At 69.2% G+C, this 22,953-nt stretch carries 21 protein-coding genes and 1 pseudogene; 14 read left to right on the top strand and 8 right to left on the bottom strand.

The genetic code is table 11. The features are described from left to right. Nucleotides 1–215 precede the first annotated feature (215 nt). The 3 genes and pseudogenes from AC1DWH_RS04755 to AC1DWH_RS04745 form a co-directional block, all read right to left on the bottom strand. Nucleotides 216–368, bottom strand: a pseudogene (locus tag AC1DWH_RS04755) (aldo/keto reductase); the annotation flags it as partial. 58 nt (nucleotides 369–426) lie between these two features. Further along, on the bottom strand, nucleotides 427–1,269 hold the full coding sequence (locus tag AC1DWH_RS04750; RefSeq protein WP_456846554.1) for an amidohydrolase family protein: 843 nt from the start codon (nucleotides 1,267–1,269) through the stop codon (nucleotides 427–429). Beyond that, nucleotides 1,266–1,592: an L-rhamnose mutarotase gene (locus AC1DWH_RS04745; RefSeq protein ID WP_477092697.1), complete on the bottom strand. Its 327-nt coding sequence runs from the start codon at nucleotides 1,590–1,592 to the stop codon at nucleotides 1,266–1,268. Before AC1DWH_RS04745 ends, AC1DWH_RS04750 begins: the two co-directional genes overlap by 4 nt. A 133-nt stretch (nucleotides 1,593–1,725) precedes the next feature. Here AC1DWH_RS04745 and AC1DWH_RS04740 point away from each other — a divergent pair, with 133 nt between their 5' ends. From AC1DWH_RS04740 to AC1DWH_RS04700, 9 genes are all read left to right on the top strand, one after another. Further along, nucleotides 1,726–2,757, top strand: coding sequence for a zinc-dependent alcohol dehydrogenase (locus AC1DWH_RS04740; RefSeq protein WP_477092696.1), 1,032 nt, complete (start codon nucleotides 1,726–1,728; stop codon nucleotides 2,755–2,757). Further along, entirely contained in the window at nucleotides 2,754–3,509 is a 756-nt protein-coding gene (locus AC1DWH_RS04735) for an SDR family oxidoreductase (protein WP_477092695.1), read from the top strand. Before AC1DWH_RS04740 ends, AC1DWH_RS04735 begins: the two co-directional genes overlap by 4 nt. 135 nt (nucleotides 3,510–3,644) lie before the next feature. Then, nucleotides 3,645–3,833, top strand: a complete 189-nt coding sequence (locus tag AC1DWH_RS04730; protein WP_477092694.1) for a hypothetical protein — start codon at nucleotides 3,645–3,647, stop codon at nucleotides 3,831–3,833. Between the two features lie 340 nt (nucleotides 3,834–4,173). Further along, nucleotides 4,174–5,529 (top strand): ABC transporter substrate-binding protein, encoded by a 1,356-nt coding sequence (locus AC1DWH_RS04725; protein ID WP_477092693.1) that lies wholly within the window; start codon nucleotides 4,174–4,176, stop codon nucleotides 5,527–5,529. A 144-nt stretch (nucleotides 5,530–5,673) separates the two neighbouring features. Beyond that, nucleotides 5,674–6,492, top strand: coding sequence for a carbohydrate ABC transporter permease (locus AC1DWH_RS04720; RefSeq protein ID WP_477092692.1), 819 nt, complete (start codon nucleotides 5,674–5,676; stop codon nucleotides 6,490–6,492). Continuing rightward, on the top strand, nucleotides 6,479–7,396 hold the full coding sequence (locus tag AC1DWH_RS04715) for a carbohydrate ABC transporter permease (RefSeq protein WP_477092691.1): 918 nt from the start codon (nucleotides 6,479–6,481) through the stop codon (nucleotides 7,394–7,396). The genes AC1DWH_RS04720 and AC1DWH_RS04715 overlap by 14 nt, the downstream gene beginning before the upstream one ends. Before the next feature lie 786 nt (nucleotides 7,397–8,182). Beyond that, nucleotides 8,183–10,396 (top strand): family 78 glycoside hydrolase catalytic domain, encoded by a 2,214-nt coding sequence (locus tag AC1DWH_RS04710; RefSeq protein ID WP_477092731.1) that lies wholly within the window; start codon nucleotides 8,183–8,185, stop codon nucleotides 10,394–10,396. A gap of 60 nt (nucleotides 10,397–10,456) precedes the next feature. Next, nucleotides 10,457–10,771, top strand: coding sequence for a hypothetical protein (locus AC1DWH_RS04705; protein ID WP_477092690.1), 315 nt, complete (start codon nucleotides 10,457–10,459; stop codon nucleotides 10,769–10,771). After that, nucleotides 10,768–12,777 carry a beta-galactosidase gene (locus AC1DWH_RS04700; RefSeq protein ID WP_477092689.1) on the top strand — a complete coding sequence of 670 codons (2,010 nt, stop codon included), beginning with the start codon at nucleotides 10,768–10,770 and terminating at the stop codon, nucleotides 12,775–12,777. Before AC1DWH_RS04705 ends, AC1DWH_RS04700 begins: the two co-directional genes overlap by 4 nt. Before the next feature lie 30 nt (nucleotides 12,778–12,807). Here AC1DWH_RS04700 and AC1DWH_RS04695 read toward each other — a convergent pair whose 3' ends face one another. From AC1DWH_RS04695 to AC1DWH_RS04685, 3 genes are read right to left on the bottom strand one after another with little or no spacing between them, the layout of a single operon-like run. After that, nucleotides 12,808–13,497 carry a glycosyltransferase family 2 protein gene (locus tag AC1DWH_RS04695; RefSeq protein WP_477092688.1) on the bottom strand — a complete coding sequence of 230 codons (690 nt, stop codon included), beginning with the start codon at nucleotides 13,495–13,497 and terminating at the stop codon, nucleotides 12,808–12,810. Further along, complete coding sequence (locus tag AC1DWH_RS04690; RefSeq protein ID WP_477092687.1) at nucleotides 13,494–14,852, bottom strand: PIG-L family deacetylase; 1,359 nt, start codon at nucleotides 14,850–14,852, stop codon at nucleotides 13,494–13,496. Before AC1DWH_RS04690 ends, AC1DWH_RS04695 begins: the two co-directional genes overlap by 4 nt. Beyond that, nucleotides 14,849–15,841 carry an acyl-CoA dehydrogenase family protein gene (locus AC1DWH_RS04685; protein WP_477092686.1) on the bottom strand — a complete coding sequence of 331 codons (993 nt, stop codon included), beginning with the start codon at nucleotides 15,839–15,841 and terminating at the stop codon, nucleotides 14,849–14,851. The genes AC1DWH_RS04690 and AC1DWH_RS04685 overlap by 4 nt, the downstream gene beginning before the upstream one ends. A 463-nt stretch (nucleotides 15,842–16,304) precedes the next feature. Here AC1DWH_RS04685 and AC1DWH_RS04680 point away from each other — a divergent pair, with 463 nt between their 5' ends. The 4 genes from AC1DWH_RS04680 to AC1DWH_RS04665 all read left to right on the top strand — a co-directional run bounded on the left by AC1DWH_RS04680 (nucleotide 16,305) and on the right by AC1DWH_RS04665 (nucleotide 19,131). Continuing rightward, entirely contained in the window at nucleotides 16,305–16,745 is a 441-nt protein-coding gene (locus tag AC1DWH_RS04680; RefSeq protein WP_477092685.1) for an Hsp20/alpha crystallin family protein, read from the top strand. Nucleotides 16,746–16,894: 149 nt separating this feature from the next. After that, nucleotides 16,895–17,671 (top strand): aldo/keto reductase, encoded by a 777-nt coding sequence (locus tag AC1DWH_RS04675; protein ID WP_477092684.1) that lies wholly within the window; start codon nucleotides 16,895–16,897, stop codon nucleotides 17,669–17,671. Between the two features lie 132 nt (nucleotides 17,672–17,803). Next, a complete protein-coding gene (locus AC1DWH_RS04670; protein WP_477092683.1) occupies nucleotides 17,804–19,006 on the top strand; it encodes a zinc-dependent alcohol dehydrogenase in 1,203 nt (400 codons plus the stop codon). Further along, a complete protein-coding gene (locus tag AC1DWH_RS04665) occupies nucleotides 19,006–19,131 on the top strand; it encodes a hypothetical protein (protein ID WP_477092682.1) in 126 nt (41 codons plus the stop codon). The genes AC1DWH_RS04670 and AC1DWH_RS04665 overlap by 1 nt, the downstream gene beginning before the upstream one ends. Nucleotides 19,132–19,167: 36 nt before the next feature. Here the strand turns inward: AC1DWH_RS04665 and AC1DWH_RS04660 are convergent, their stop codons facing one another. Beyond that, nucleotides 19,168–20,349 carry a PP2C family protein-serine/threonine phosphatase gene (locus tag AC1DWH_RS04660; RefSeq protein WP_477092681.1) on the bottom strand — a complete coding sequence of 394 codons (1,182 nt, stop codon included), beginning with the start codon at nucleotides 20,347–20,349 and terminating at the stop codon, nucleotides 19,168–19,170. Between the two features lie 314 nt (nucleotides 20,350–20,663). Between AC1DWH_RS04660 and AC1DWH_RS04655 the strand changes: the two genes are divergently transcribed. Then, on the top strand, nucleotides 20,664–20,819 hold the full coding sequence (locus AC1DWH_RS04655; protein WP_456847466.1) for a hypothetical protein: 156 nt from the start codon (nucleotides 20,664–20,666) through the stop codon (nucleotides 20,817–20,819). 199 nt (nucleotides 20,820–21,018) lie between these two features. On the opposite strand, the gene AC1DWH_RS04650 is transcribed toward AC1DWH_RS04655, so the two are convergent. After that, nucleotides 21,019–22,647 (bottom strand): DUF5597 domain-containing protein, encoded by a 1,629-nt coding sequence (locus AC1DWH_RS04650; protein WP_477092680.1) that lies wholly within the window; start codon nucleotides 22,645–22,647, stop codon nucleotides 21,019–21,021. Between the last annotated feature and the right edge of the window lie 306 nt (nucleotides 22,648–22,953).

Below are 22,953 nucleotides of genomic sequence, written 5' to 3'. Positions count from 1 at the left end.
CGAGGAGCCCGAGGCTCTGCAGATCGGCCCACAGCGCCGCCGGTACGTCCTCCACGTAGCGGTCCAGGTTCGGGTCGACCTGCGCGACGGTACGCATCCCCAGAACGACCCCCGCGACCGCAGGGTGCTGCAGAGGGAAGGCGATCGCGGCAGCCGGGAGGGTCGTGCCATGGTCCTCGCAGACCCGCCAGTGCGGCGTCGAGCGCAGTCGGCCGTGGGTTCGGACGGATGAGACGACCGACCTTGGTGGACACGACGAACTCGTCTCGCGGGAGTCCCTGCAACGCCGCTCCCAAGCGGCGCTCGGACAGGCCCAGGCCATAGTGCGGCGCGGTGTCGAAGTACCGCCCCCCCCGCTCCCACGCACGCTCGACTGCGCGATGTGCAGACCGGTGCCGCCGAGCGGGCGGGCGGGATGGGTCGTCATCACAGCCCGTAGACGCGGGTCGCGTTGACACCGTCGATCGCATCGCGCTCGGTCTGCGACAGGTCGTCCGTGAGCTCGAGGTACGCCCTGAGCCAACGGCCGTACCCGCCGGCGAGCTCGACGACCGGCCAGTCGGAGCCGAAGAGCAGCCGCTGCGACCCGAAGGTCGCGAGCGCATGCTCGAACACCGGGCGCAACCGCGGGGTCGACCAGCCGTGCCAGTCGTCCTCGGTGACTATTCCGGAGACCTTCGTGGCCACGTTCGGGCAGCCCGCGAGCTCGGCGAGGTCCCGGGCCCACGTCGCCAGCTCGGTACTGCGCATCGGGACCTTGCCCCCGTGGTCGAGGACGAAGGTCGTCCCAGGGAGGCGGCGGGCGACGTCGGCCGCCAGGGGGAGCTGGTGATGGGCGATCAGTACGTCGAACACCAAGCCGGCGTCGCCGAGATCCGACAGCCCCCGCCGGACGTCGTCCCGGGCGAGCCAGTGTGGGTCCTCTTCGACAAAGGTGACGTGCCGAACGCCGACCAGCCGGTCGCCGCCCGGCAACCGGCGAAGCGTCCGGAGCTGCTCCGGTACGTCCCCCGTGAGATCCAGCCAACCCACCACACCGCGGATCTCCGGCGTGGCGTGAGCCACCGCCAGGAGGTCGACCGTCTCCGAGAGGTCGTTGACGGCCTGCACCACCACGCAGCCGTCGACGCTGTGGAGTGCCAGCTCCGCGACGGCGGCGCCTGGTGGAAAGTCACGATCGATCGCCGACATCGGCTGTGCGTCGAGCCAGGGTTGCGGGTGCTTGGCCCGCTCCCACATGTGCAGGTGGGAATCGAGGAGGTGCCTCACGGAAGGTGCCAGAGCTCCTCGAGCCGGCGCCATCCGTCCGTCGGTGCGGCGAGACGTCCGAACGGTGTCTGGCAGGGGCCGGTGAGCGCGAGCCACTCCCGGGTGACGGGATCGGCGTCCACGACCGCCAGGTCCGCGTCGTGGTCTTCGCCGATGTACTCGTAGTACCCGAACAGCGTGTCCTCGATCAGAAGGATCGAGTAGTTGGTCACGTGGTGCGCCGAGAGCAGGGCCTCGACGCCCGGCCAGACGTCGGCGTGCAGCCGGACGTACTCGTCGCGCTTCTCGGGGACTACGTCGACGACGAACGCAAATCGCTGCATGTTCACTCCTTCGTCTTGAGCCGAGCGACGCCAGAGTAGATCATACATGTGACGTTTACTCAATCCTCCGGTACAGTCCGAAACCGGATCGTGACCAACGAGGGTCGCCGGCCGACACCGAAGGAGATGCGCTGTGCGCAGTGCTGCATATACAGGGAACGGGACGGTCGAGGTCCTCGCGTCCGAGCCTGTGCCCCCGCCCAGCGGTCACGTGCAGGTCCGCGTGGCCTTCGTCGGTTTGTGCGGTACGGACCTGCACGTCGTCCACGGGGCCATGGACGCCCGCGTCACCACGCCGCTGATCTTCGGTCACGAGATGAGCGGGACGATCGAGAGGGTGGGCGAGGGCGTCGCCGGCTGGTCGACGGGTGATGCCGTGACGGTCATGCCGCTCGCCTGGGACGGGACCTGCCCGGCGTGCCTGGCCGGTCATCAGCACATCTGCCAGAACCTGGAGTTCATCGGGATCGACTCCCCGGGTGCGCTGCAGACGCTGTGGAACGTGAGGGCCCACACTCTCGTCGCACTCCCCGCAGGCCTGGCCTTGGACGTCGCGGCTCTCGTCGAGCCCACCGCCGTCGCCGTCCACGACGTACGCCGCGGTGAGGTTGCGCCCGGCGACCATGTGGTCGTGCTCGGGGGCGGGCCGATCGGGGTACTGATCGCGACCGTCGCGCGGCACGTCGGCGCGATCGTCGCGATCGTCGAGCCCGATCCCCACCGTCGCGCGCAGATCGAACAGCTCGGTCACGTGGCCGTCGACCCCGGCTCGACCGATCAGGCCGCCTGGGTCGCCGCATGGACCGACGGTGCAGGTGCCGATGTGGTCTTCGAGGTCTCCGGCGCTGCGGCTGCGGTCGCTGCCGCCACCGGGCTGGCCAAGGTTCGAGGGACGATCGTCGTCGTCGCGATCCACGGAGCCCGCAGGGAGGTCGATCTCATGCAGATCTTCTGGCGCGAGCTCCGGGTCCTGGGTGCCCGCGTCTACGAGCGGTCCGACTTCGAGACGGCGAGCTCCTTGCTGGCCGACGGTGTCGTGCCCAGCGAGCTGCTCATCTCACAGGTCGTGCCCCTCACCGCTGTGCGAGCCGCTTTCGACGACCTCGAGCGGGGACTCGCCATGAAGATCCTGGTCGATGTCGCCGCTACGGAGAGTGCGAAGTGAACCCGTTCGACCTGACCGGGCGGCTCGCCGTCGTCACCGGCGCCAAGCGCGGCATCGGCTTCGCCCTCGCCGAGGCGCTCGCCGCCGCGGGTGCCGACGTGATCGGCGTGAGCGCCACGCTCGAACGCGAAGGCAGTGCCGTGGCGCGGGTCGTCGAGTCGCACGGGCGCTCGTTCCAGAGCTACGCGGTGGACTTCGGCGATCGTCAGGCGGTCACCACTCTCGGTGGAGAGCTCGCCGAGCGAGCGCCGGACATCCTCGTCAACAACGCCGGCACGATCGCCCGGATGCCGGCAGCGCAGCATCCTCTCGACTGGTGGGACCGCGTCCTGGAGGTCAACCTCACAAGTCACTTCGTGCTGACTCAGCTCGTCGCGCGGCCGATGCTGGAGCGCGGCTCAGGGAAGATCGTCTTCACCGCGAGCCTGCTGAGCTACCAGGGCGGGATCAACGTCCCCGGGTACACCGCATCGAAGTCCGCCGTCGCCGGGCTCACCAAGGCCCTCGCGAACGAGTGGGCATCGCATGGGGTCAACGTCAACGCGATCGCACCCGGCTACATCGCGACCGACAACACCCGGGCCCTGCAGGACGACCCCGAGCGCTCCCGGGCGATCCTCGAGCGGATCCCCGCCGGCCGGTGGGGCAGAGCCACCGACCTGTGCGGGGCGGTCGTCTTTCTCGCGTCGTCCGCCTCGGACTACGTGGACGGGATCACCATCCCGGTCGACGGTGGCTGGCTCGGACGATGAGCTAGCGACCTCCGACGTGGTGCCGGCTCCAGACGTGACTGGCCAGAGCCGCCTGCCGCATCAGCTCGGATCCGCGGCGAGCGGGCCGAGCACCGTCGCGCGGCTTCGAAAATTCCGCGGCACACCCTGGAGCAGATGCAGACGTCCCTCGGCCACATCCCGCACGTCCAGGCGGCCGACGTCGCCTTCCACGAGACCGTGCTGGCACTGTCGCACAAGCGCATCGCGGAGAGCATCGCACGGTCGCTGTTCGAGCGGGCACGGGAGGGCAGCCGGTACTCCCTCGACGTGCCCGGCCGCGTTCCACGAGCAGACCCCCTCTGAGCACGACCAGATCCTTGCCGCCATCGCGGCCGGGGTCGGCTGACGAGGCGGCGCCGGTCACGCTCGGGCACTGCGTCGATCGGGGCAAAGCGGCCCCGATCAACATCACGTTGGGGTGAGCGTCAGGTCGGTCAGCGCCAGGCTGGTCGCGGCCCGTGGCAGGTCCGCCACGGGAGAGGTCCCGCCAACCAGCGGCGCTCATTGCGCATACGTCACATGTATGATCGAATGGCAAAAGCATCGCCAAAGTGGGTGGTGAAGTCGTCAACGACGTCGACCAGAAGAGGACGCGACAATGTCAGCACAGCAACGCCGCTCCACCCGATTCCCCCGTCTGTTGGTGCTGACCGCAGCAGCCGCGAGCCTCGCGCTGATGGCGGCCGGTTGCTCCAGCGGAGGTAGTGGTTCCGACTCCAGCGGAGGTAGTGGTTCCGACTCCAGCTTCGGATTCCCCGCCCCCGAGCAGATCAAGGACAGCCCGATCACCATCTGGGTGGACGCTGACCGCTCGGCCATCGCCGAGGCATTCCAGACGGACAACCCCGACATCAAGGTGAATATCGAGACGTACGACGGCAACTCCGGCGGTACCAACTCGTTCCAGACCAAGGTCGCGCTCGCCGACGCAGCCGGTGAAGGCTGGCCCGACGTCGTGTGGTCGGGGCAGGTGAACGACGCCAGCTGGGCCGCGAAGGAGCAGAACGGCGTTCAGGCTTTCGCCGCGGCGCTCGACACGGGCGTCACCGAGGACGGCTGGCTTGACGGCTACACCGCGCACGCGCTGGACCCGGTCACGGTCGACGGCCACATCTACGGTGCCCGCGACAACCTCGCGCCCGTGGTGTTCTGGTACAACAAGGCCCTGTTCGACGAGTTTGGCTACGACGTCCCCGAGACCTGGGAGGACTACCAGGCGCTCAGCGACAAGCTTGCAGCCGACCACCCTGGATACATCCTCGGCTCGATCGGTGACCCGTTCACCGCGGTGCTGACGGACATGTGGGCCGCTCAGGCGCCGATCTACACGGTCGACAGTGACAACAACTTCACGGCCGACTTCTCGGATGACCACACGACCCGCATGATCGCCCTCCTGGACCACATGTTCGCGAACGGCACTCTGACGCTCGATGGACTGTTCACACCCGACTGGGTGGCGAACCACAAGGACACGACGCTCGGCATCCCCGGACCGACCTGGTTCATTGGAGCGGTCATCCAGAACCCTGACAGCCTCGCCGCAGAGCCGGGCACGTGGGCTGCTGGCGCTCCGTTGCACTGGGCTGGCGAAGACGTCAATACCGGCAACGTGGGCGGTGGCTTCTGGTACGGCTCGAGCCACTCGACAAACCTCGAGGCAGTGGGCAAGTTCCTGCAGTACGCGACGAGCGGTCCTCAGTCTGTCAAGTTGATCACCGGCCTGCCGGCGTACGAGTCAACCGCGAGCGAGTGGTTGGACGGACAGGTCGACAGCGGATACTGGGCCGACTCGGACACGTTCAAGGACGTCGTCACTGGCGCAGCCAGCCACATCTGGGCCGGATGGGGTGCGACGCTCTCCTTCAGCTCCGAGCCCGCTTGGGCCGAGATCGTGGCTCCGGCTCTGGCCGCCGGCAAAACCATCGACTCGGTCGCAGACGAGTGGAAGACGCGATACGAGAACGACGCCAGAGTCAACGGCTACACGGTCAAGTAAAGAATGACAAGAACCATCTCGAGCACCGAGATAGCGCCTCTCGCCGCCTCCCCTCCACAGGGGCGGCGGCGGGGGGCAGCCCGGCGCCCGCAGAGCCGAACCGGCTCCCAGGCCTACATTGGCTACATATTCTCGAGTGGCTACGTGCTGCTGCTTCTGGCCTTCGGTATCGTGCCGATGTTGTACGCGCTGTACCTCGCTTTTACCAAGCGCGGACAGTTCGTCGCATTCGACAACTTTGTCAAAGTGTTCGGCGATTTCCGATTCTTCCCGGCCGTGGAGCACGTTGCGCTCTTCGTCGCCATCTGGCTGGTGAGCCTCCTTTTGTTCGTCGTCGTGCTGGCGCTCATCGTCCACGCCGCGCGCGTCAGGTGGGTGTCCGCGTCGACTCGATTCATGTTCTACATCCCCGGAGCGTTGGCAGGGTCGGCGAGCGTCCTGCTCTGGCTCTTCCTGCTCGACCCGAGCGTGAGCCCTATTGCTGTTTTGCTGCAGCAATTCGGATTCGATAGCTTCACCACAACGGTCGCCCAAAGCAACCTTCCGGTGATCTTCACGATCATCGCGTTCTGGGTCGGTGCCGGTGGATGGATCATCATCATGTACGGCGCGCTCAACACGATCTCAACCGATGTGATGGAGGCCGCACGCATCGACGGTGCCGGCCCCCTGAAGACGGCGTGGTATATCCAGATTCCGCTCATGCGAAAATGGATCGTCTACATGGCCATCATCTCGATCGCGGTCGGAAGCCAGTTGTTCGTCGAGCCCAGGGTCCTCAGCCAGGCGAGTCGGGGAGTTGTCCCGAAGGACTATTCGATCAATCAGCTTGCCTACCAATTCGCTTTCGGTACCCAATCGGACTACAACGGGTCGGCGGCGATTTCGATCCTCCTACTGTTCGTCGCGGCGGGCCTTGCAGCCATCTTCGTCTTCAAAGGAGGACTCTTTGACCGCGACTAGTCTCCGCGTCGTTCCCTCAGCGCTGGCTCCGACGCGTTGGCTTCGGCGCGTTCTCGTCATTGCCGTCCTCGTGTTCTTCAGCGTGTTCTTCGTGCTGCCCTTGGCGTGGCTGTTGCTTGCGCCGACGAAGTCCCAGGCTCAACTCAATGGTGCCAACGGTGAACTTCCGTTCAGTTTCGGGTCCTTCGATCAACTCGCTGAGAACTGGAACAATCTGGTCACCTTCCAGCACGGCATCATCTGGACGTGGCTCGGCAATTCGGTGCTGTACTGCGGGGTCGCCCTGGTGCTCACGATTATCGTGTCGATTCCCGCGGGCTATGCCCTCGCGATGACCACCTTCAAGCTTCGTCGGCTCGTGCTCATCACGACTCTCATGGTGATGCTCATCCCAAACACGGCACTTGCGTTGCCGATCTTCCTCGAACTCACCCGTGTTCAACTGGTTGGTACGCCGCTCGCCGTGATCCTCCCGTTCGCCTTCTTCCCGTTCGGGGTCTATTTGACGTACATTTATTTTTCCACGACTATGTCGCGCGATCTGCTCGATGCCGCCCGCATCGATGGCGCGGGCGAGTTCCGGGTCTTCACGAAGATCGCCGTGCCCCTGGCGACCCCCGTGATCGCGCTCGTCGGCTTCTTCAACTTTGTCAGCAACTGGAACAACTATTTCCTCCCGTTCGTCACGCAGCCCGGGTCGCGAAAGATGCCCATACAGGTGGGCCTGACGGAGCTGATCTCGAACACGCCCGTGTTCAACCCGACCAATGTCGCCTCGTTGACGATCAGCCTTCCCCAGTTGGCGCTCGCGACGCTCATCTCCGTGGCCCCGGTTCTGGTGGTCTTCTTGTTCTCACAGCGCTTCCTCGTGACCGGGCTGACAGCGGGTGCCACGAAGGAATGACCCGCCGGTTCAAGATGGCGTGCCGGAGGTGACCCGAGCGGTGTGAGGAGCACCTCGCGGGCTCTGACGCCTCCGGCGCAAGGTCCGATCGTGGAGATCGAGCCAGGGAACGGGCCAATGACCAGCGGCGTCCCGCTGTGTCCGCCAGTGTCTATCGGGTCCCTCCGTACGCCAACTGGAGACCTGGTTGGCGTAAGCAGTTGGCATACGCGCGACTGAGGGCCGTTTCCGATGATTCAGAAACGGCCCTCTGACCTGCGGTAATGCCGGTAGGCGATACTGGGATCGAACCTGATTCATCATCTACCCGGCGACACTGGCTGACCGCACGCCCAGCTGCGCAGGCTGACGCCACCCGGCGCGCGCACTCATCGAGGTAGACGAGGTCGGCATTGAACCTGCCGCGAGCGTTACGTCGCGGTCAGCACCAGAGCTCCGAGATCAATCTCGAGACCGGGCACGGGTCGCGGCGACGTCCGAGAGCGGAGCGACACTCACTGTCTCCCGGTGCCGACGGTCGAGGGCGGTGAGCGCTGTGGCGAGCGCGCTTCGGTCCTGAACCGATGCTCCATGCCGTGGCGTTAGCCGATCGGGTGAGTTGCCTCGGGTGAGCCGATCTGCAGCCGGTCGATGGGTGATGATATGAACCGATTCAAGATCGCCGGCACGTCGTCCCTGGCGTGAGTCGCGTGACGTGATCCGATGTCGGCAAAGGAGCCATCGTTGTCTCACCAGACCGCTACCCCCTTCCTCAGCAGTGCGAGCGACCTCCTCTCCGGCGCCGCCATGATCTCCGGCGATGCGAGCCGTACGGCTGCCGTCACGTTCGGCATCACCGTGCCGCTCGATCGTGAACCGTCGACGATTCGGTCGGCGAGGCTCGTCGCGACCGCGCACGGGGTGTACGAGGCGTACGTGAACGGCGGTCCGGTGACCACGTCGGTGCTCAACCCGGGCTGGACCGCGTACGAGTGGCGGCTCCAGTACCAGGAGTACGACGTCACGCGCCTCGTCGCCGCCGGACCTCGCGAGGTGGAGATCGAGGTCGAGCTGGGCAACGGGTGGTACCGGGGCGACCTGGGCTTCAGCGGTGCCAACGCCAACTACGGAGAGCGCATCGGTTTCTGCGCCGTCCTGGAGATCGCCTTCGACGACGGCTCCTCACAGACCGTCGCGACGTCCCCGAGCTGGACGGCCCGTACCTCGGCAACCACCGAGAACTCGCTCTACGGCGGGCAACGCATCGATGCTCGGCTCCGAGGCGGCGGCCAGGCTGTGGCAGTGCACGAGGTGCCGTTCGACCGCGCGACGCTCGTCGCACAGGTCGCTCCGCTGATCACCCGGCACGAGGTGCTGCGCCCGCAGCGGATCTGGCAGTCACCGTCCGGTCGCACGCTCGTCGACTTCGGGCAGAACCTCGTCGGCTGGCTCCGTGTCACGGCCAGCGGCCCGGAAGGCTCCGAGGTCGTCGTCCGGCACGCCGAGGTCGTGGAAGACGGAGAGCTCGGTACCCGGCCGCTGCGCGACGCCCGCGCCACCGACACCTTCCTGCTCTCCGGTGGCGTCGACACCTTCGAGCCGACCTTCACGTTCCACGGGTTCCGCTACGTCGAGGTGACGGGCTGGCCCGGCGAGCTCACCGCGGACGACCTCGAGGCGGTCGTCGTGCACTCCGACATGCGGCCCACGAGCGAGTTCAGCTGTTCCGACCCGCTCGTGGACCAGCTGGTGCAGAACTCCGTGTGGGGCCAGAAGGGCAACTTTCTGGACGTGCCCACCGATTGCCCGCAGCGTGACGAGCGGCTCGGGTGGACGGGGGACATCGCGGCCTACGCGGCGTCGGCGTCGTTCCAGTTCGACACCGCCGACTTCCTGCACAAGTGGCTCCTCGACCTCGCCGAGGAGACCGCGCACGCACCGGGACAGATCGTCCCGTTCGTCGTTCCCGACATCATGAAGCTCGGTGACCTGTCCCGGCTCGACATCGAGTTCGGTGGGACTCCGACCGCCGTCTGGGGCGATGCCGCCGTCTGGGTCCCGCAGGCTCTGTGGAACGCCTTCGGCGACGTCGACCGGCTCCGCGCGCACTACCCCGGTATGGCGATGCACCTGGAGTCCGTCGAGGCGAGGCTGTCCCCGACCGGACTGTGGGACAGCGGGTTCCAGTTCGGCGACTGGCTCGACCCCGACGCACCCCCGGACGCACCGGCCGACGCCAAGGCCGACACGGGGGTCGTGGCGACCGCGTGCCTGTTCCGCAGCGCGTCGTTCACTGCAGAGGCTGCGGCGATCCTCGGCCACGCCGACGAGGCGGCCCGATGGGGCGAGCTCGCGGCCCGGACACGGACCGCGTTCAACGCCCACTACGTCCGCGACGGTCGGGTCGTCTCGGACTGCGCGACTGTCTACGCACTGGCGATCACGTTCGGTCTCCTAGACGAGCCCCACCGGAGCGCTGCGGCTGCTCGGCTGGCAGAGATCGTCCGCGCGACCGGGTACCGCATCACGACCGGGTTCGCCGGCACTCCGTTCGTGTCGTGGGCGTTGTCCGAGACTGGTCACGTCGACGACGCGTACCGCCTGCTTCTCGAGAAGGAGTGCCCGTCGTGGCTCTATCCGGTGACCATGGGAGCGACCACGATCTGGGAACGGTGGGACTCGATGCTCCCGGACGGCAGCATCAACGCTGGTGAGATGACCAGCTTCAACCACTACGCGCTCGGGGCGGTGGCCGACTGGATCTATCAGGCGGTCGCCGGCATCCGACCGGCCGCTCCCGGCTACCGGGCAATCCGCATCCACCCGGTCCCGGGCCCGGGAATCGACTACGTGACCGCTGCCTATGACTCACCCGTCGGCCGCATCGCCGTGCACTGGACGCAGACTGCGACACAGTTCGACCTCGACGTCACCGTGCCCGAGGGCATCCCGACCGAGGTCGTGCTCCCCGACGGCCGGGTGGAGCGGGTCGACGGGGGGACGCATCATTTCGTCGCGTAGCTGCACGTGCGTGTCCCAGGACCATCGACCCGATCACCCGTCGTCAGGAGGAACCGCGACATGGACTCGCTCCTCGAAGGGAACGGTGTCGCGATCAACGACCTCACGGGCGATGGCCCGCACGAGGTCGTCCCCCGTACGCACCGATGCCCCCGGCGCTCCAGCGCGGGTCGGGCCCGTGTGGATACCCGGCTCGCGGACGTGCGGGCGCACCTCGTGCACAACTGGTCCTGGGAGGCCACCGTGGCAACTGTTCTGACTGACTTCGACGTTCTCGCGGCTCCGCACGGGTTCACGTCGGCCCCGGTTCGGGTCGCCGCGGGCGACTCCGTCACGCTCGGCGCGTGGGACGTGCTCGTGGCGGTGACCCGGTGAGCCCGCGCTGGACCGGCCCGTGGCCCACCGAGGGCATCGCGTTCGGAGCGGACTACAACCCGGAGCAGTGGCCGGAGGAGGTCTGGGCCGACGACGTCGCGCTCATGCGGGAGGCGGGTGTGACGCTGGTGAGCGTCGGCATCTTCTCGTGGGGCGAGCTCGAGCCCGAGGAAGGACGGTTCGAGTTCGGCTGGCTCGACCGGATCCTGGACCTGCTGCACGAGGCCGGGATCGGGGTGGACCTGGCGACACCCAGCGCCGCGCCGCCCGTGTGGCTGCACCTCGCGCACCCGGAGATGCTGCCCGTCGGTGCCGACGGCCTGCGGTTCACGCACGGCAGCCGCGAGTCGTGGTGCGTCTCGTCCCCGGTGATCCGCGCGCACGCCACCCGGATCGCGCGCGTGATCGCCGAGCGGTACGGCCACCACCCCGCGGTGAAGATGTGGCACGTCTCGAACGAGTTGGGCGGCCACAACGGCCGCTGCTACTGCGACGTGTCCGCAGCAGCGTTCCGCGAGTGGTTGCGAGCCCGGTACGCAGACGTCGACGCGCTCAACCTGGCGTGGGGCACCGAGTTCTGGGGTCAGCGGTACTCGTCCTTCGAGCAGATCCTGCCGCCGCGGCGCACCACCGCGTTCCCCAACCCGGGGCAGCGTCTCGCGTTCGAGCGGTTCTCCTCCGATGCGTTCGTCGCGCACCTCGAGGCCGAGGCGGCGGTGCTGCGCGAGGTGACGCCCCACCTGCCGGTGACGACGAACTACATGGTCATCAGCGGGTTCCAGAAGATCGACTACACGACCACGACACCGCTCCTCGACATCGTCTCGAACGACCACTACCTCTGGGGCGAGGACCCGCGCGGGTGGGCCGATCTCGCGTTCAGCGCCGACCGGACGCGCGGTCTGGCCGGCGGCCACCCGTGGATCCTCATGGAGCACTCCACGAGTGCGGTCAACTGGCAGCCGCGCAACATCGCCAAGGAGCCCGGGCAGATGCTGCGCAACTCGCTGCAGCACGTCGCCCGCGGCGCCGACGGGGTGCTCTTCTTCCAGTGGCGGCAGTCGCGCGCCGGTGCGGAGAAGTACCACTCCGGGATGGTTCCGCACGCCGGGCGCGACTCGCAGCTGTTCCGGGACGTCGTCGAGCTGGGGGCTACCCTGGGCCGGCTCGCCGAGGTGCAGGGGAGCGAGGTCGAGCAGGCACGCGTGGCCCTGCTGTGGGACACCCAGGCGTGGTGGGCGGCCGAGCTGGAGGCTCGCCCCACCGTCGACCTGCGCTACCTCGACCTCGCCCAGCGCATGCACGGCGCGCTCCTCGACGCGGGCGTCGCGGTCGACGTGGTGCCCGCGACGTCGTCGCTCGACGGCTACGACGTTGTCCTGGTGCCGACGCTCTACCTCGCGCCTGCGGACCTGTCCGACCGGCTGTCGGCCGTCGTGGCTCGCGGCGGCCAGGTGCTCGTCACGTACTTCTCCGGCATCGTCGACGAGCAGGACCGCGTGCTGCTGGGCGGCTACCCCGGGGCGTTCCGGGACCTGCTCGGCATCCGCGTGGAGGAGTTCGCGCCGCTGGCTGCCCATGGCACGACGACGCTGAGCGACGGGAGCACCGGGGAAGTCTGGACCGAGCGGATGACGCTGGCAGGCGCCGAGGCAGTGTCGACCTACCTCGACGGACCGTCGGCGGGCGGCCCTGCGGTCACGCGCCGAGTGACGCGGGCGGGCGGTGCCGCGTGGTACCTGTCGACCCGCCTCGACGACCCGTCCCTCGGCGACCTGCTCGGACGTGTGCTCGCGGCGTCCGGCGTGTCGTCCCTCGTCCCGTCGCCAGGCGGCTTGGAAGTTGTCCGTCGGACGAGCGCGACCGGTAGCTGGCTGTTCGCGGTCAACCACACCAGCACGGACGTGCCCCTGCACGTCTCCGGGCATGACCTGGTGGCCGACCGACGTCACGAGGCGGGGGCGGACGTCCCCGCACTCGGCGTCGTCGTCGTCCGAGAAGACTGAACCGGTCGGCCATGCGTGGCGCGGGAGAGGTCAGCTGGACAGAGCCGTGCCCAGGTACCGTGCGTAGCCGCCTGGCGTGCGTCCCGTCGTGCGGCCGGAGGTGAGCACGTCGCCCTCGTCGCAGGCGACGAGGACCGCGGACCCGGTCGACGCGATCCGCTGCACGAGATGGACGTCCTCGTGCTCCGGCTCGTGGTCGAACCCACCGGCGCGGACGTAGGCGTCCGCCCGGACGCCCAGGTTCGCCCCGTGCACGTGACCGTTCGGCCGGCCAGGCCTGCGTGTAGCGGCCCACCTGGCGAGCTGCTGCTCGTCCAGATCGAGAGGATCAGGGCGGACGGTGCCGACGACCACGTGGGCGCCCAGGCCGGCGTGGGCGAGCTGCCGGGTCAACCAGTGGGTCGGCACCTGCGAGTCGGCGTCCGTGCTGGCGATCCACGTCCGGGCCAGGTCCGAACGCGCAACCGACAGCCCGTGGGACACGCCGTACGCACGTGCGGCACCGACCGACCGCACGGCGATCGTGTGGACATCCACGGGGAACCGCGCGGCGATCAGCGCGGTCGCGTCGTCGCAGTCGTCGAGCACGACGACGACGTGCACGCTGGGACCGACGGTCGCCGCGGCGGCGAGGCACACCGAGTGCAGGCAGCGGGCAATGAGGTCCTCCTCGTTGCGCGCAGGCACGACGACGATCACGTGCTCGATCGGCGCCGTCATGCCAGCCCTGCCCGGTTCGCCACCGAGCGTGGATCGCGGCTCCACACCTCGAGGACGAAGTCGTCCTCGACATGCATCAGGAGCCGCCGGGCACCGATCGAGCTGCGCAGCACATGGTGCACGGCGTCCCCGCCCAGCGGGTACTCCGCCACCGGGTGTCTCCAGTGGCACGCCACCAGGCTGCCCGTCTCGGTGAGCGCGTCCGTCAGCTCGCGAGCCAGTCGCCGCAGGTGCGGCGCGGTCAGGTAGTAGCCGACCTCGGAGAGGACGATCAGGTCGTAGGGACCACCCGGCACACCCTCCGCCATGTCGTGCTGGAGCAGGTCGACGTTCGCCAGGTGGCCGGTCCGTTCCTTCGCCTGCGACAGTGCTGCCGCCGAGACGTCGGTCGCCACGAGCCGGCGGCAGCGCCGGGCGAGCTCGACGGTGAGCGTGCCGATGGAGCACCCGATCTCGAGGACGCTCCCGACCTCGTCCTCGGGGATCGCGGCCAGCGTGGCGGCCCGCTTCCGGCGCTCGTACCACCGCGTGGCCAGGTACCACGGGTCGCCGCGGCGGGCGTAGCTCTCGTCGAAGAACGCCGCGGACAGGTCGCCCGACGACTTCCCGGCGGTGACGAAGACCTCGACGTCCCGGTCGAACGCACGAAGGAACTCCGGGTGCAGCGGGGCCGCGTCCGCCACTGCCGGCGACGCCGCGCGGACCTGCGTGACGTGCGCGCCGACCGCGCGGTTCTTGAGCACGATCGAGCGGTCCGACAGCCGCAGCGCCCGCATGTGCGACCACGGCACGTCCGGGTCCGCCGGCGTCGCCCAGTGCCAGAGCCAGATCGGGTACTCGAGCAGCTGGGCTCCGGTCTGGACCGCCCGCTCGGCGCAGATCTCGCCCAGCACCCGGTGGTCGCGGTGACCGTCGCCCCGCCACGGCGCCACCAGCGTCACGGCGGAGGCATCCGGGCCGCAGATCTCGGCCAGCTCGCGGGCGATGGAGTCGCGCTCCTCCTGGACGCGGCCGTCCTGATGGCCGAGATGCGTCACCGGTGAGTCGGGCGACAGGAGTGCGACGGCGCGCCGGACCTCGTCCGCCCGGAGCGCGGCGAGCCGCTCCGGCGGCAGGGTCACCGAACCCGGGTGAGAGGCGGCCCCGTCGGTCACGACGACGACCTCCGGGGGGCGCCCTGCCGCGGCGAGCTCGGCGATCAGGCCACCAGCGCCCAGGGTCTCGTCGTCCGGGTGCGCCGCGACGACGACCACGCGTCCGCGTCCGGGCAGGCCGATCGGGTCGAGGTCCGCGAGCCGGGGGTCCGCCGACCAGTCGTCCGCGGACGTGCCGGGCGCGCGGCCGTCGAACCTCACCACGGCTCGTCCGACGACGCCGCCAACGTGACGCCCAGCGACGCGTCGTCACGCTCGGCGTGGTGTTGCCGGACGTAGACCTGGAGGTCCACCACGCGCTTGGCGTGGTTCTCCTCCTGCGTCAGCGGTCCCGGGCCCAGGGCGTGGGCCGAGCTCTGCAGGACGTCCTCGCAGGCTCGCGCGACGACCGCGCGCACGCGCCGGGCCAGCAGCCGGCCGGCGGCCCGCTCGATGTCGGAGGCCATCACCCGGCCGCCGTCGGTGGCCCGTCCGGAGACGTCGACGGCGCTCGCAGCATGGGCGAGGGCATAGCGCGCCGCCGCGAGCCGCTCGTCGATCTGGCCGACGTGCATGGCGAGCAAGCGGTCGTCGGGCCGTCGGTGCGCCTCGCTCAGCACCCGTCGGGCGATGCCGACCGCGCCGCCGTACCAGCACGCGGCGACGCCGATCCCGCCCCACCAGAATCCCGGACGCCGCACATACCAGTCGCTGTCGCGGACGAACTCGGCACGGACGTCGGAGAACTGGACGGCCGTGCTCGGGATCTCGCGCAGACCGCGCGACACCCACGCGTCGCTCATGACCGTGAGGCCCGGTTCGTGCAGGTCGACGACGAACAGACCGTGGTCGTCGGCCTCGCCCGGCAGCTGCGCGGTGACGAGGGCGCCATCCAACCGATCCGCGAGCGAGCACCAGGGCTTGACCCCGTGCAGCCGCCACGGTTCGCCAGGCGCGCGCGTCGCGCGCAACCGCTGGGCCGGGGTCTGCGCGGCGAAGACGCCCCACGTCCCCAACGGACCGCTGGTGATGTCGGCCGGCTGGGCCTGGTCGAGGATCGCTCGCGCGTCGAGGTGCGGTTCGACGGCGCGGGCCACGGCAAGGTCCGAGGCGGCGAGCGACGCCAGCAGCTCCCACAGGCCCAGCGTGTCGCCCCGCCCGGGCAGCAGGTCGTCGGGCCAGTCGGGAACGTCCCGCAGGGCCTCGTCCACGGAGCCCGGGAGTGCCGGGAGGGGACGCGCCGGGCCGGGGCCGATGCGGACTCCCGCCCAGTCGACTGTCGGATCCGCTCGCCGCGTGGTCGTGCTCACCGGGACCGCCAGATGTGGACGCGGTCGGCCGTGCTCCTGGCCCTCGCACCTGGATGTCGCTGTGGCATGGGCTGGCCTCTCGTGCCCCGGCAACGCGAGTTCGCCGGTCTCGACAGCCGCTCCTCGACCTGGCACGAGCGTAGGTACTTCGCCGCGCGATCGCGCGGCGTCCGTCGACCCGAGGTCTCGTGCTCGCGCCGAGACCTGTCGTGTCGGCGGGTTCGCCCACTGCGAACGCCCACCGATCCCCCCTGGCACTCCCGATGCCCGAGTGCTAATTCTTCTGCTGTAGCCGTTCCGGCCGAGGCCGGAAAGCATCCGGGCGCCGGACCGTCCGACGCCCACCGAGAGGGAGGTGAGGATCATGGCTACGCGATTCGACCCGCTCCAGGAGCTCGACCGGATCTTCGGCCAGCTGGTCACGGCCGAACGATCCTCGGCGACGATGCCGATGGACCTGTACCGAGCCGGTGACCACTACGTGCTCCACATGGATCTTCCGGGCGCCGACCCCGGGACCATCGACGTGAACGTCGAGGACCGCACCCTGACGATCAGGGCGCAGCGCACCGGCAGGCCGGACGAGGGCGTGCAGTGGCTGGCCAAGGAGCGGCCGGTCGGAACCTACGCGAGGCAGCTGACGGTCGGCCGGGGTCTGGCTCTGGACGACATCTCGGCCACGTACACCGACGGGGTCCTGACGCTCAGCATCCCGGTCGCGGAGGAAGCCAAGCCGCGCCGCATCACGGTCCAGCACGGGAGTGACGCGGCTGAGATCACCGCGCAGGCCGACACCACCGCATAAGACCAGGCGGTAGGGGCACGACGCGGACTGCGAGAGCGCCGCCGACGAGGCGAGGGACGTCCTGTGCGGACGAGCCGGACCTCCGCGCCCCTGCCGCGCGCTTCCCGGGTTCGCTCGCGCGCCGCAGCACGGCCACGCATCATGGGTCGATGATCCACGTCGAGGTGCCCACGCTGAGCTTGCCGGGCGGGGCGATACCCATGGTCGGTCTGGGCACCTGGCAGGCGGGAGGTGGCGCGGCCGAGCGAGCCGTCAGCACGGCGCTGCAGCTCGGCTACCGCCACATCGACACCGCCACCATGTACCGCAACGAGGCGGAGGTCGGACGCGCGCTCGCCACGGTCGGCATCGACCGCGACGACGTCTTCGTCACCACCAAGCTCCCGCCCGAACGCGTCGGGCGTGAACGACAGACGCTCACCGAGTCACTGGCCGCGCTGCATCTCGACCACCTGGACCTCTGGCTCATCCACTGGCCGCCCGGCGGTGCTCCGGCACCGCGGACGTGGGACGCGTTCCGTGCGGCCCGGGACGAGGGACTGGTCCGCTCGATCGGCGTCTCGAACTACTCGATCGCGCAGATCGACGAGCTGATCGACGCGACCGGCGAAACGCCGGCCGTGAACCAGATCCCGTACAGCCCGGCGGACCACGACCCGGAGCTGCTCGCCGCGCACCGCGAGCGCGGGATCGTCGTCGAGGGCTACAGCCCGTTGAAGCGCTCCGACCTACGCGCCCCGGCCCTGGCCGACGCGGCCGCGGCACACGACGTCACGGCCGCACAGGTGGTGATCCGCTGGCACGTGCAGCACGAGGTGGTCGTGATACCCAAGTCGACGGACCGGGACCGGATCGCCGCCAACCTCGACGTGCTGGGGTTCGAGCTCACGGCCGAGGAGATGGCCCGGATCGACGCGCTCGCCTGACGTTCCAGGACCGAACCGCCCGGTGGCGCTGGGTGCGGCCGGCACCGGCCCGAGTCGCGGTCCCGGACGCGGGAGCGCACGATGCGTGTCAGGTGCAGAGACGTCGCCGGACTGACGACCGGGAGGACCGACGTGCGAGCACTCACCTGGCAAGGACGCGAGGACGTCCGGGTCGAGACCGTCCCGGACCCCCGTATCGAGGAGCCGAACGACGCGATCGTGCGAGTCACGTCGACCGCGATCTGCGGATCTGACCTGCACCTGTACAGCGTGCTGGGGATGTACCTCGACAAGGGGGACATCCTCGGGCACGAGACGATGGGTGTCGTCGAGGAGGTCGGGTCGCAGGCGACGCGGCTCAAGCCCGGCGACCGGGTCGTCGTGCCGTTCGGGATCGCGTGCGGGACCTGCTGGATGTGCACGCACGGTCTCACCTCGCAGTGCGAGACCACGCAGGTCCGCGACCAGGACAAGGGCGCGGCCCTCTTCGGGTACACCAAGCTGTACGGCCAGGTCCCAGGCGGGCAGGCGCAGTACCTGCGCGTGCCGCAGGCACAGTTCGGGCCGGTCATCGTGCCGGACGACGGGAGCCCCGACGAGCGGTACCTCTACCTCTCGGACGTCCTGCCGACCGCGTGGCAGGCCGTCGAGTACGCGCAGGTTCCGCCGGGCGGCTCGGTGGTCGTCGTCGGGTTGGGCCCGATCGGGCAGATGGCGGCGCGCATCGCTGCGCACCGTGGAGCCGGGCTGGTGATCGGCCTGGACCTCGTGCCGGAACGTCTGGCCATGGCCCGCCGGCACGGCGTCGACGTGCTCGACGTGACGGAGGTCGACGACCTCGAGTCCGCGGTGCGGGACCTCACGGACGGCCGGGGCGCCGACGCCACCATCGACGCCGTGGGCATGGAGGCGCACGGGTCGCCCGCAGCGACGGGGGCGCAGAAGCTCGCCGGCCTTCTGCCCGACGCTCTTGCGCGGCCTGTGATGGAGAAGGCCGGGATCGATCGCCTGGCGGCGCTGCAGACGGCCATCCGGCTGGCGCGGCGCGGCGGAACCGTGTCGATCTCCGGCGTCTACGGCGGTGCGGTGGACCCGTTGCCCATGATGGATCTGTTCGACCGCCAGCTGACCTTGCGGATGGGGCAGGCGAACGTCCGCCGATGGGTTAACGACCTGCTTCCGCTGGTCGCAGCGGACGACGACCCGCTCGGCGTGCTCGACCTGCGCACGCACCGGCTCCCGCTGGAGCAGGCTCCGGAGGCTTACGCGATGTTCCAGGCCAAGGAGGACGGCTGCATCAAGGTCGTCCTGGACCCGGCGGAGCCGGCGCGCTGATGGCCACCGTCACCAGGGCGATGGGGTGTTCGCCGCAGGCCGTCCTGGACGTGCTGGCCGACGGCTGGACCTACGCCATGTGGGTGGTCGGGACCTCGCGGCCGCTCCACCCGCCGGTGCCCTGACAGGTCTGGGCCGGCATGCGCCGCACCTGGGACCCCCTACTCGGGCGTCGGTTCGAGGGCATCCTGACCGTTGGAGGTCCACTGGATCAGCAGGATGGTCGCGTCGTCCTGGAGGATGCCGTTCTGGTGCTCCAGGATCCGACGCCCGACCCGGCGGACGATCTCGGGCAGGGGAACGCCGTCCGAGGCCTCGCGTTCGACGAAGTCCACCAGTCGGTCGAGGCCGAAGAACTGGCGCTCGGCGTCACGGGCCTCGGTGATCCCGTCGGTGTACAGGACGAGGACGTCGTCGGGTTCGAGCCACTCGACGGCCACGTTCGCGGCCGCCATGTCGAGACCCAGCAGCGGGCGGCGGCCGGAGTCCAGGACCTTGACCACGTGGCCACGCCGCAGCACGAGGGGCGGCGGGTGGCCGGCCGCGATGTAGCGCAGCTCGCCGGTGTCGAGATCGAGCGTCCCCAGGACGCCCGTCGCGAACATGCGACCCGCGAACTCGTCGCCGACCGCGCGGTGGACCGCCTCGGTCTGCTCGAACAGTCCGTGACCCTCACGGCGTGAGTTGCGGTAGGCAGCGAGCGCGGTCGCGGCCGCGAGGCCGGAGTGCAGGTCGTGGCCGGTGGCGTCGAAGATCGCGAACTGCGCCCGGCTGTCGGACAGCGCGTAGTCGAACACGTCGCCGCCGACCTCGGAGGACGGTTCCAGGCGGCCGCTGACGACGACCTTGCTGGTGCCCGACGTCAGCGGTGGGAGCAGCTGCCAGATGAGCTCGGCGGAGACGGTCCGCGGCGTCTGGCGGCGCACCGCATCGACGGCGTCGCCGTACTCGTCGAGGATCGAGACGAGGTGGCCGAGGAGGTGCGCGAACGACCACACGTCGTGCAGGAACACGTCGTCCTCGAGCCGGCCCGCATCCGTCACGCTGACCTGCAGGACACCGAGGCGTTCGACCCCGTCGATGACGGGCATCCAGATCAGTCCCACGCCGTCGGAGACACTGGTCTGCACGGTGAGCAGCCGGTACGCACGCCCCGCGAGGGTCGCGTCGACGGCCAGCAGGTCGGGGCGAGCTCGGTCGGCGCCCACCATGGGCACGAGCACGGTGTCGCTGTAGTCCGCGAGGAACAGCACGCCGCTCGCGTCGAGGTGGGAGATCGCTGTGTCGACCGCGTCGGGAATCAGGTCCGGCGGTGCGAGGTGCGTGCCTTCCAGCAGCGACATCAGCGCGTGCAGAGTCGAGCCCCCTCGTGGGTCGTCTGGCCCCGCGGTCATGTCACTCCACCCAGATCGTCGACGATGCCAGCCTTCTCTCACCCTAGTCAGGCGGCAACTGCCCCAAGGCGCAGCAGCGGCCGACGATGCGCCGCTGGCTGCGGGTGATTCTGACCGTGGACGAGTCCCGGCGGTCATGGCTGCGTCCGCTCGCGCGGTGCCCGCCTCGGTGGGACGCTCGGTCCAGGGGTACAGAGACGTCGCCCCAGGCCCGGGCGGGTTGCTTCACGCTCCAGGCCGAGTCCCGAAGAGGAGATGCTCCCATGGCACTCTGGCTGATCTTGATCGTCGTTGGTGTCGTGATGATCGTTCTCGGCGTCGCTGTCACAGCGGCGAAGGTATTGCTGTGGATCGGCATCGCACTGCTCGTCATCAGCCTCATCGGCTGGCTTGTGGGGCGCGGCAGGTCTCGCGCCTGACTGCCACGGACGTCAGCACACGTCGTGCTCCCAGGCTGACGGCGTGGGCGCCGAGGCGGTCTGCCAACTGTCGGCCGTTCGGGTTGGGGATAGATCCAGCACTGGCTCTCAGTCGTCAGTCGTTCTCATCGGCGCCGGACTCGCGCGACTCCCGCAAGGCGCGGCCGAGCCGTACGTCCTCCTGCTGCTTGGCCTGCTTCTACTCGCTCGCGATCAGCGTGATCCTCACGGCCGACACCCCGTGTGGGCCGAGGATCATCAGTCGTTCGTCTCCGTTGAGGATGCGGCCCTCGACCCAGGCGCCGTCGTGAAGACGAAGCTCCCGCAGGCTGTCGATCTCGAGCACGGATCCCTCCCGACTGAAGTCGATCATCGCCTGCCGTCCCAGTGCGATGTATTCGAGATCTCCGGTGTGCAGGACGATTCCGAACGGACGGGAGTCTCCGGGGGAGGGCGCGTGGGCGGTCGGCAGAGTCTCGTCGGGAAGCGGGGCCGGCTCCGGCAGCCGGACACCCGCATCCAGCAGCATGTCAGCGAGGAGCTTCGGCGCACTTCGCACTGTGACTGTCGTCGACCCGAGCCGTGCGGTGGCAGCGTCCGTCCCCGGATCCAGCGCGAATCCCATCACCCGACCGTCCCGCTGGGCTTCGAGGATCTGCGGGGCGAGTGCGAGGAGTTTCCGGAAGGCGTCGTAGAGCTGGCTGTCTTCACGGACGTCGTCGATTCCGAAGACGTGATAGCCCATGGCGTTGAAGGCGCCGAACGCGCGGAAGGCGTCACCGGTCAGTACACGCGCCTCGGGGATGAAGAGCGGGTTGATGTCCGACGTGTAGTCGCGCATGACCGACTCGCTGTCGGAGACGTAGATGTCGGGGGACACGAAATCGAGCGCCGGTCCGGCGACGCGCCACACCCCGCTCATCCGTGCGGTCGGACCGCCGCTGGGATACTGGCCCGGCGTGTCCTGACCTGGCTGGGGGCCCAGCCAGGCGTTCGCGTACGCAGGTAGGGCCTTGATCTGCTTGCCCTTCGCCGCCAGGGCGCCGACATAGCTGGCGAACCCCCACGCCATGAAGACCTCGTCGGCCAGCGGATCGTCGTCGCCGAATCGCTGCTGCCACGATGCCCCGTCCGGGCGCGAGCGACCGAACAGATCGACGACGTCGTCGTCGAAGGCCGCGGGTTCGGTCGCCACCGCCTCGACGAGGGCCTCAGGCACGGGCGACAGCCAGGCGAGCTGGGCGGCGGAGGAGCGGTCGCGGCTCGACCCCAAGAGCCCTACCTCGTTCTCCACCTGCATCATGATGACGGTGTGATCCTCGTCCACCTGGGCGATGTGCGTCATCAGAGCTCCATAGGCTGCCTGGTCCGCTTCTTGCAGAGGCCTGGAGAACACGGACAGCGTGGGGCGAGGCATCGATCCCTCGTAGCTGAAAGGAGCCCGCACAGGAGAGGGTCCCCGGTCGGCTCGCTCGAATCGGTCGGAGTCCTGGCGAACCCACGTCGGTGCATAGGTGGACAAGGCGTTCTTGTACGCACCGAACCAGATGAGGACGAGGCGGACGCCCGCCGAGCGCGCACCTGAGAGCAGCTCGTCGACGACGCGGAAGTCGAACTCACCCTCGGACGGCTCCACCTGGTCCCACCCCACGGGAGCGATGATCGAGTTCACTCCGGACCTCCCGATCGCGCGCCAGAGGGGTGCCATGTGCACGGGATCCGAGGCGCTGGAGTTACGCAGCTCGCCGCCCAGGCAGAGGAACGGTGAGCCGTCCACGATCAGCCGCGTGTGGCTGCCGGCTCGCTCCAGGCGGGGAAGTTCGGTCATGAGGTCTCCTTCGGGCGCGCTCGATGACGAGCGTCCCATTCAAGGCCCTTCGACCTTGTGGCGGGGTTGGCGGCTCGCCGGTGAGCCGAGTGCCGGGGTCATGTCGTCGAGGTCCTCAAGGATCAGGAGCGACCAAGCAACCTGTTCTGCCCGAGGACCTCGGCGTTGTCCAACGCGACGGCGACACTGAGCGCCAGGAGTGCCTTGCGCGATCGTGGACTTCCGCGACGAGTCCGCTACCTCGCTGACTCGATCGTCTCGGCGCCACGGGTACGCGTCTGGTGCAGACGCGAGGTTGCGGAGCTG

Source organism: Cellulomonas sp. P2_F12 (assembly GCF_056403775.1).
Note: the sequence above shows the minus strand (reverse complement) of the source record. Positions and strands in the feature narration are given on the sequence as shown.

What these genes read in the sequence shown, in the direction of transcription:
- AC1DWH_RS04695 (WP_477092688.1), bottom strand. Translation starts at nt 13,497, where the DNA reads ATGACGGCGCCGATCGAGCACGTGATCGTCGTCGTGCCTGCGCGCAAC.
- AC1DWH_RS04665 (WP_477092682.1), top strand. Translation starts at nt 19,006, where the DNA reads ATGGCCACCGTCACCAGGGCGATGGGGTGTTCGCCGCAGGCCGTCCTG.
- AC1DWH_RS04675 (WP_477092684.1), top strand. Translation starts at nt 16,895, where the DNA reads ATGATCCACGTCGAGGTGCCCACGCTGAGCTTGCCGGGCGGGGCGATA.
- AC1DWH_RS04745 (WP_477092697.1), bottom strand. Translation starts at nt 1,592, where the DNA reads ATGCAGCGATTTGCGTTCGTCGTCGACGTAGTCCCCGAGAAGCGCGAC.
- AC1DWH_RS04680 (WP_477092685.1), top strand. Translation starts at nt 16,305, where the DNA reads ATGGCTACGCGATTCGACCCGCTCCAGGAGCTCGACCGGATCTTCGGC.
- AC1DWH_RS04705 (WP_477092690.1), top strand. Translation starts at nt 10,457, where the DNA reads ATGGACTCGCTCCTCGAAGGGAACGGTGTCGCGATCAACGACCTCACG.
- AC1DWH_RS04650 (WP_477092680.1), bottom strand. Translation starts at nt 22,647, where the DNA reads ATGACCGAACTTCCCCGCCTGGAGCGAGCCGGCAGCCACACGCGGCTG.
- AC1DWH_RS04660 (WP_477092681.1), bottom strand. Translation starts at nt 20,349, where the DNA reads ATGTCGCTGCTGGAAGGCACGCACCTCGCACCGCCGGACCTGATTCCC.
- AC1DWH_RS04655 (WP_456847466.1), top strand. Translation starts at nt 20,664, where the DNA reads ATGGCACTCTGGCTGATCTTGATCGTCGTTGGTGTCGTGATGATCGTT.
- AC1DWH_RS04710 (WP_477092731.1), top strand. Translation starts at nt 8,183, where the DNA reads ATGATCTCCGGCGATGCGAGCCGTACGGCTGCCGTCACGTTCGGCATC.
- AC1DWH_RS04730 (WP_477092694.1), top strand. Translation starts at nt 3,645, where the DNA reads ATGCAGACGTCCCTCGGCCACATCCCGCACGTCCAGGCGGCCGACGTC.